At 57.7% G+C, this 8,826-nt stretch carries 4 protein-coding genes; 2 read left to right on the plus strand and 2 right to left on the minus strand.

The window, feature by feature from the left end; all coding sequences use genetic code 11:
* Positions 1 to 1,574, minus strand: a 1,574-nt coding sequence (locus WCT10_05985; GenBank protein MFA6604347.1) for a hypothetical protein, incomplete at its 3' end; no start/stop codon positions are given.
* A 269-nt stretch (positions 1,575 to 1,843) separates the two neighbouring features.
* Between WCT10_05985 and WCT10_05990 the strand changes: the two genes are divergently transcribed.
* Both WCT10_05990 and WCT10_05995 read left to right on the plus strand, forming a co-directional pair.
* Positions 1,844 to 2,413: a hypothetical protein gene (locus WCT10_05990; GenBank protein ID MFA6604348.1), complete on the plus strand. Its 570-nt coding sequence runs from the start codon at positions 1,844 to 1,846 to the stop codon at positions 2,411 to 2,413.
* On the plus strand, positions 2,386 to 3,153 hold the full coding sequence (locus tag WCT10_05995) for a matrixin family metalloprotease (GenBank protein MFA6604349.1): 768 nt from the start codon (positions 2,386 to 2,388) through the stop codon (positions 3,151 to 3,153). The genes WCT10_05990 and WCT10_05995 overlap by 28 nt, the downstream gene beginning before the upstream one ends.
* A 332-nt stretch (positions 3,154 to 3,485) precedes the next feature.
* Here WCT10_05995 and WCT10_06000 read toward each other — a convergent pair whose 3' ends face one another.
* Positions 3,486 to 8,819, minus strand: a complete 5,334-nt coding sequence (locus WCT10_06000) for a tail fiber domain-containing protein (GenBank protein ID MFA6604350.1) — start codon at positions 8,817 to 8,819, stop codon at positions 3,486 to 3,488.
* Between the last annotated feature and the right edge of the window lie 7 nt (positions 8,820 to 8,826).

Raw genomic sequence — 8,826 nt, forward strand, 5'->3', positions numbered from 1 at the left:
AGAAGCGCCAGGGACAAATTGCGGACGTAAACATCATTCGCTTTGTTGAGATCAGCCGCCTTAAGCAGGTCGTCATTGATCTGCTGCAGATCGCCGCCGGCCTGATCGGCGCGGATAGCGTTGGCGTAATGAATCTCCGCGGCATACCGCTGACCCTCGACCACGAGACCGGAGATCGACATCACCATGCCGACGATGAAAACAAATGAAAGCATCATGGCGGCGCGCGGCGAATTCTCAAAACGCACCGAGAAGAAATCCTTGCGATGCATCACGACGAGAAGCGCCATGGTCATCCAGGAGGCGAACTCCAGCGTAATGGTCGAACTGTAAAGGAATTTCGAAAGCACGAGCAGGAACCACGCGGCAAAAATGCCGATGAGCACGTGCCAGGTGTCCTCGTCAGCCTTGAAGAGCTTGCGACCAGCAGAAACGATCAGGAACAAGGCGACCATGAGCCAGGAGAGCGCGCCCAAAAGGCCGTTCGTAGCGATCATGGTCAGGAATTTGGCGGCGCCGCGATCGAAGCGCACGTTCCAGAACATCGACGAATTGACGTCGGCGGAATGGTACTTCGAATAATCAAAGATGAACGTGCCGGGGCCGGAACCGAAGAATGGCCGCTCGCGCAGAACTTTCATGGAAATATCGGCTGTCGCTTTCATGGAGGGCATCACTTCAGCCGGATACTTCAGATTCAATGGAAAACGGAAGAACAGGAGCAGCAAAGCGACCACGAGAGCGGAGATCGGCAGAAGCACGCCGGACAGATTCTTCACGGATTTGGCATGAACGAAAGCGAACGCGATCAGCAACGTCGAAGCCACGAGCAAGGATACAGTGACCGGCAGGTAATCAACTATAGCGATCATGGACAAACTGAGCACCGCCGTCACGACCAGGAAAATATCGTAAGCCAGGTTTATCTTCGTCCTGATCGTCGCCTGATTATGGCTGGAAAGCAGCATGCCGGCGCACAGGATCACCACGAACGACAGGTAGATGGCCAGTGAAGCGATCGTGCCGATCGTGTTGAACGAAGCGGCCTTGGCGAACTCAAAAGGCAGGATGAACAGTCCGAACCCCTGCAAAAGCGCGTAGAGCGCGGCCACGAAGCCGCTGACCACGAAAGCGGTGAACAGGCGGTTCAGATCTTTCATCGTCCGAATATTATTGATGACGACGAAATAAAGCAGGACCAGGGCGGCCACCGTGACAAAACCGGCTTTCTCCTGGCCAAAATCACCCACCAAACTCATGTACTGGCTCTTGGAAATGACGGCGCTGATGCCGTAGACGATGAGGTAAAGGATGATGATGAGATTGACTACCGAACGGCGGTATTCGAACTTGCGCTCCGCCAGCATCTTGCCGACCCAGGCCATGCCGGCGATGCCGGCACCGACCAAAAGCAGCAGCTGTTTGTTGAGCTCCAAAACTTCAATGGACCAGGGCAGGAAAAACAGCGGCATGAGCACCACGAGCGCGCGCAAAGTCCAACGAATGATGCCGTCGCAGATCTTAACGATCCTGGGCACCTTGACCTGCGCCTGAGCTGCCTCTATGAAGGGCATATTTTCACTCATACGTAACAAACGCGAAGCTTTAAGCTTCGGCGAAATAAGTATTTTTAGCACAAAAATTATACCATAATCAGATATTCGATGTTATCCACAATACCCGGGACGGCTACATATATTTAATATCGAAAAACTCCCCCAGCCATGACCGGATCTGAGCAGGTCGACCGGCCGCAGTTTGACAAAAAGCCAAAAATCGAGAAGATGTGCTTAGAAGTTCCTTACAAAATATACGACCAGCGAATCATCGCAGGAGGTCTCAAATGCCCGCGTCAAAACACGGCTTTTTCGCAGCAGTTGGATGCGCCTTATTTCTGGCCTTGCCGACAGCGGCCCAGGCCGAACTGCCTAAGTTACTGGATCTGGACCTATCCGTCGGTCTTGGCGGCCCCGCAGGGCTCATCGGAGCTTCCTATCCCAGCGACATCTCGACGGAACCGTTCACGCTCGTCCTGGCCGGAAGAGCCGGTCTTCCGGACTACACGCCGCTGAAATTGGAGTTGAACGCCGTGATTCCCAACGGCTTCGGCGCTAATCTCCGCCTCGACGCCGTCCGCGTCGGCCGGGTGATCGTGCATTTCCCCGACCTGGGAATTTTCTGGAATGTCTTCAGACCGATGACGGCGCCGCGCATCCAGCGCCCACTGGATCTCACTCTTGGCGGCGGCGTTGATATCCGCGTCTGGAAAGATCTGTCGGCCGGAGCGGAGTACCGCTGGTTCCTGCCGAACCCGATCACGGTCCTGCCCGACTACAACAGTTTTGCCTATCCGGCTTATAGCGAAGCCGCCAGGGGAGGCCAGCTATGGCTGAACGTCTCGCATTCCTGGTAGCCGCTTTGTTCGCGGCCGCTTGTGCACCCGATCTGCCAAGAGGCCTTCATATTGATGATCGGTTCGACTCCGCTGAGGAGGGACACATCCTGTTCATGATCGCCGAGATCAACCGGCTGGGCCAGGAGCTGGTCGGCTATGACCTGATCGTCTATCGAGGACACCACCATGACGCTGATCAATGGGGTCTCGACGACGCCGACGATGGCCGCAACGTCATCTACAAGCAGACCCGGCACGACAAGAACTACGACCGCCTGGACGCGACGATAAATAAACTGGGCGGCGATGGTTATGTCAGCGGCCTGGGACTCAACCACGACGTCATCATCTTCGTCTTCACCATGTTGTACGAATGGCCGAATGACCAACCGCCCGGCATGGAGTACTGCGTTTCGCCCTTTCTGCATGAATGGAACGAAAAAAACAACATCGGCGACGAGAACGATGTCGTGGTCGAAGATTGGGCTCTGACCTCGGATGACTGCGAGCGTGACGGCTATAAGATTTTGGGCGGCTTGCTCGAATCAATCGCGCTGCATGAACTGGGGCATTTCGTCGGTCTCGATCACATCAATGATCCCAATGCGGTCATGTACCCCGTAGCGAACGGTCGGATCGCCTTCACGGATAACGACAAACGAGCTTTCTGCTGCCAACACGAATGCATCACTGACGCCTTCGAATGCGACTGGAGTCTGGTTAAACAGACATTCCCCGCGCCCGAGACTGTCGAGTGATCTTGCCCACCCCGGATCTCCGGGGTGTTTTTTTAGCTGAAAATGGCCTAAAAACAAGGTGAGGCCGCATATTTAGCGCAAAAAAACCGCTTCCGCTCGCTCAGACTCGGAAAACTATTCTATTGAAAATATATTTGTGTTATCTTGAACCTGCCCATCGTCAAAGCCTGTTGCTTGTCCGGCAGGCTGGGGCAGGACCGGCCGGCAAAAACCGGCCGGTTTTAAATTGAAAAATGCGGCACTGGTCTCCGCCATGTCGCTCACGAGCGACGTGGCTCCGTCTCTCCCACACTCCCACACTCCAGCACTTCAGCACTCCCCCAACCCCTCACTCACGGCGTCGTAGCTGGCGCGGATTCCGGCGCTGATAACACTTCTTCGGTAACGGATACGAGCGGCATTTCCGGCGCCACTTCAGGAGCAAGCACCGGCTCTGCGAGCAAGGGTTCGGGACTCGATACTGGTTCAGCGAGCGGCGCAGGCTCCTCCGCCAATGGCGCGGACGCATCAGCCGGAACAGTCTCCTCAATCAACGGCGCAACCGCATCCGGTACCGATGCCGGCGGAGCGACCTCTTCGGCGACATTTTCAACGCCGATGATCCAGTAAGTGAAGGCGGCGTCAGCGGCGGCCGGGGTCGCCAATTTCAGCAGGAAGGAGCCATTCTTCTTGGCGGCGATCCACCAGGATGAACCCGGATCATTTTCGAAGGTCGCGATGACCAGCGAATTCTCCGTCATTTCCGTATTGAATATCTCTTGTTCCGCCGCTCCGGCCGCCACGACCGCCCGGCCGACCGTGCGGCGCTCTCCCCTGTTCTCGATCGTGATCTTCTCAATGACGATCTCGGTCGCGATCAGTTTGCCATCCGGACCGATGGACCATTTCTGTCCGAGCCCTTCGAGCGATCCGATGCGCTGGATCAAACCGCCGGCTAGATCAAGCGAGCCGCCGACGAGCGATAACTGGCCGTCCGCAGCGGGCGCACTCAACTTCTCCAGCTTCGTATCAAGTTCTTTGACCGCGTTGATGAGCACGAACGTGAGCGCGCTGGAATTGAATGAATATAATTCCGTTTCCTCCGCGTCCTCCGGATACAGCTTGGTCCGGTAGGTTCCTACGGTGTACGGGATGATATCTTTGACGTCCTGCGCGATGACTCCGATACCGGTCGCACCCTCGGGCATGCCGGCCAGACCGTTCAACTCGTAACTGACCGGGTTAATGGCCAATATTTTGGCTAAACCATCAGTAAAATCAACGACATTGCGCTTGGCCCGGGCATCAGAAACGACAGTCCAAGTATTGGATACTGGCTTGGCGGCTGAATCGGCGGACAGCTGTAATTGATAAGCCGTGCTGTTCTGACCGATGCTGATGCCGGTCTTGAAAGCCGCGCTGTTCGCTACGCTCAGATTGCCGGACACATTCAGCGACGTCCCCACGGTCACACCGCCGGTGAAAGCGGCATCCAGCGCTTTGAGATTATTGCGCACCGAGAGATTACCGGTCTCAAGACTGCCGGCTTCGAGCTGTTGGATGTAAGCGCCGCCCACATCGAAAATCTTAAGAGTATTGCCAGTGGTGCCAGAGATTACGTAGGCATAGCGGCCTTGGACGAAAACCGTATTGGTGCCATTACTGGTCGCGACTGAGCCGACCGAGGCTGGCGCGGCGGGATTGGAGATATCGAAGATCTGAAGAAGATCAGATCCTATGGAAGCCACGAACGCATACCGTCCGGACACATAGACAGAGTAAGCCATGACACCCGCGACTGAGCCGACCGAGGCTGGCGCGGCGGGATTGGAAATGTCGAAGATCTGAAGAAGAAAGGGCGCAGAAATGTTGGTCACATAAGCGTAGCGACCCTGGATATAAACGCCATAAGGATTATTGCCAGTTGCCACCGAACCGACCACGACCGGCGCCGTGGAGTTGGAAACATCGATCACCTGAAGAGTGTTGTCCGTCTTATTGGTCACATAAGCGTAGCGATCCTGAACATAGACGGCAACGGAACCGGCCCCGATCGCCACCGAACCGACCACGACCGGCGCGGCGGGGTCGGCAACATCAATGACTTTAAGCGTATTAGTGCTGTAATTCGGCACATAAGCGTAGCGGCCCTGGACGTAGACAGCACTGGGGAAAGACAAAGCACCAGTCGAAACCGAACCGACCGCAGCCGGGATTGCGGCCGAATTAGAGATATCGAAGATCTGAAGCGTGTGGGCGTTGCTGACCACGTAAGCATAGCGGCCTTGGACATAGACATCCTGGGGATTCGTATCGGTCGCGGCCGCGCTGGTGGCGACCGGCGCCGCGGGATTGGAGATATCGAAGATCTGAAGCGTACTGGCCGTGTAATTGACCACGTAAGCGTAGCGGCCCTGGACATAGAGGCCGCTGGGATTGGTATTAGTCGCGACCGATCCAGCCGCCGCAGTCGGAACCTTGCCCGGAACATGAAGCTGAGTAATAGGTGAAGTCGTGCCGAGACCGACATTGCTCGCGAAGTTGATCGGGTTACTGCCGCTGCTGATGTTGAATGTCGCAGCGGTCGTGGTAATGCCGTTCTCGTTATAGTAGGTCGTGCCGTTGCCGGATACGATGCCATCAATGAAGTAGCCGCGGCCGTAACGGTTCGTGAGGGTGGAAGCGGTATCCGTACCGCCGATCTCCGGAATGTGATACTCGGTGACCGCGGCGCCGTTGCCCCAGGTAAGCGCCGGCGAAATAGTCAGAATATCGCCGACCTTGTTAGTGATCTTGGCATAGGTCGAATTGACCAGGATGTAGTTGCCGATATCGAAGTTCGTCCCGCCGCTCGCAGCGAGGGTCAGTGTGGCTGAGGCTGTTCCGGCGCCGTTCGCGGTCGAGGAGCCGTTGAGAGCGATGAAGGTCGTGGTTACATCGCCGGAAGCATTAACCTTGAAGTAATCGGCGGCGCCGACGGACAACAGGTTTGACGGGGACGAAGTGCCGATGCCGAACTCACCGGTCCCGAGAATAGTTGCGCGGATGCTTGTGTTCGCGAATAAATCGAGTCTCTTCGTGGAATTCGAGTACTGAATGCCGCCGTAACCCGTACCAGCGACACCGAAACTGAGATAAGAACTGCCGGCCGCAGCTTGGTTGAAAAGAAGGCTTGTCGCGGCGTTCACGTTGTCGTAGATCCGAAAATCATGGTTGCCGGTTCCAAGCCAATCATTGCCCATGTACCAAAGAGACGAGCCTGCGTTATCCTGCCAGCGAATGCCCATGTAATCCGAGACGGCGTCCGTCGACTTTAAAGAAAGCGCATTGATCGAGGGTCCGCTGATTCTCGTCGTGCCGACGATATCGAGTTTCGTACCCGGAGTGGCTGTGCCAATACCGACGTTAGCACTGAGGATATTCACCTCGTCGGTCGCCTGGTCATCGAACTCGATGCGGCCGGCGCCCGAGCCGAGGCCGAGCCAGTCGCCGGTGGCGGTGGAGTCGGCGAAAGCGTCGCCCGAGGTCATGGAGCCGACGGCGGTAATGTCGCCCACCGCGGCCGCAGTCCAAGTGAGCGTGCCAGAGCCGTTGTTCGTGAGAACGCCGGCAGCGTTAGCGCCGGGCCAGGTGTAGGAGACGCCCTTGATATCGAGATCGCCGCCGAGATAACTCTTGCCGGTACCGGCGGAATAAAGCTGCCAATTATTGGTGCCGACACCAGCCTGATCCTCAAGATAGATGCCGTAGTTATTCGTGAGCGTGCCGGCGGTCCTGATGAACGACTTGATATAAAGACCGGCGGCGTTGGAGATAGTTCCGCTGGTAGCGCTCTGCAGCTGGACCTCGAGGCCGCGCATATTGGTCGTGTCGCCAGCCGAGCCAGTGTCACCGACGATCGTGGCCATACCGATCAGGTTCGAGGTCGCCGTGGAAACGACGGTCTTCAACACGGAGTTGTAGATGCCGTAAGCGTTCGTGACCGTGCCAGCGTTGAAGTACGTCTCGAGAGTCGAGCCGTACAGGTTGGTGAGCGTGCCTGCGCCGTAGTGGTTAGCGCTGCCGTAGTAGCCGGTCACCCAACCACGCGTACCAGCGGCATTATCCGAAAAAGTAAAGTTACTCTGACCCCAAAGGTCATTCAGGGTGTTATCCTCTGCCGTGATCTGTAGGGCCGATCCCTTGCTCGCCGAAGCGCTATTATGGATGGCGATGTTATTGTAAGAAAAGTCCATGCCACTCTGCGAGAAGGCCGAGAAATCAGCGGTCGCCGGACCGACGCGGAAAAGGTCGGCAGTGCCGGCGGAGGGGCCATAGACGTTGAGTTTGGCGGCCGGAGTGGCGGTACCGACGCCGACGTTGCCATTGCCCTGGACGACGAACCGGGTGCCGCCGGTCACGATGTAGGGCCAGTCGCTGAGCGAAGTAGTGAAAGCAACCGTGACGGTCAGGCTGGTGTCGCTCGTGATGCTGGCGACGGTGCGTGTCTCGCCCAGGACCGTGATAGTATCGCCGACCTTGAGGGAGTTGGTGAAGTCTGTGCCGACGCCGGTGAGATTGACCGTGGCGTTGGTGGTCACGTAGCCGTGGCCGGCAGTGGGCTGCACCACGGTCAGGGTGGACGACGGAGTCTCGGTGCCGATGCCGACGCTGCCGTTCAGGAAGGCGGCGGCATATTTCGTACCCGAACCGGTATCGCCAGCACTGGCAATGAGAGCGGTCGCGGTCTGGCCGGCAGCGGCGTGGACGGTCAGACGAGCACCCTCAGTGACGGCGCCGCCCAGGGCATAGACATTGACGCCTTGCGCCAGAGCTACGGGCGTGGCATTGCCGAAATTGACCGTCAAACCGCTCTGCTGGCTGACCGTGCCGGCACCGGAATTGCTGACAAGAATGCTGGCGCCGGACATAGCATTAACATTGCCCGCACCAGAATTGTCCGCTTCGGCATAGAGACCGACGACCTCTGGCATGATACCAGCGGCGTTGACCGCCTCACTGATGGCTGCAATGCCATAGCTGCTGTTCGACGTGTTGGACCGCTGGGCCACGCCTATGAGGCCGTAGGTGTAGTCGCTGCTGATGCTGCTGTTGCGGGACGCGAAGACATTCGAGCCGACGCTGGCGTAGTAGGCGGCGTTGCTGGTCAGCGCTGAGACCGGCGCGCCGGCATAGGTGACCTGGATCGTGGCGCCGTCAGTGCTGGCGACGTCGAGTTTGGCCGCGGGAGAAGCGGTGCCGATGCCGACGCGCGCGGTCGAGGTATCGACGTACAGGTGGTTGGTGTTCACCGCAAAATCGCCGCTGGTCGAGAGCACGACGTTCAGATTGGAACCGGCAGCCGGAGTGATGACGAGAGCTCCGGCGGCAGTGGTGATGTCGCCGCCGTTGACGACGAGGTCGCCAGCTACGGTCGTATCACCCTCGGCATCGACGCGGAATTTCGAAACGCCGCCAGCCGCGGCCGTGAACAAAGTATAGTTAGCGGTGATCGAGGCCGGATTCACGTAGAGCGATCCCTGGGCGGCGCCTGAACCCTGTGGCACGCCGGTGAGGACCAAGTTGCCGCTCGCATCGGTCACCGGCACGAAAGCGACAGCGCCGCCGACGGCTGAGGTATCGAGGTCGTCGAGAAGATCAGCGTTCTGAGCATAGCCGCCGGAGACGATGCGTTTGCGGGGCGTCATCTCCGCG

It is taken from the genome of Patescibacteria group bacterium (genome assembly GCA_041667185.1).
Lineage (GTDB): Bacteria > Patescibacteriota > Patescibacteriia > SG8-24 > SG8-24 > JBAYFM01.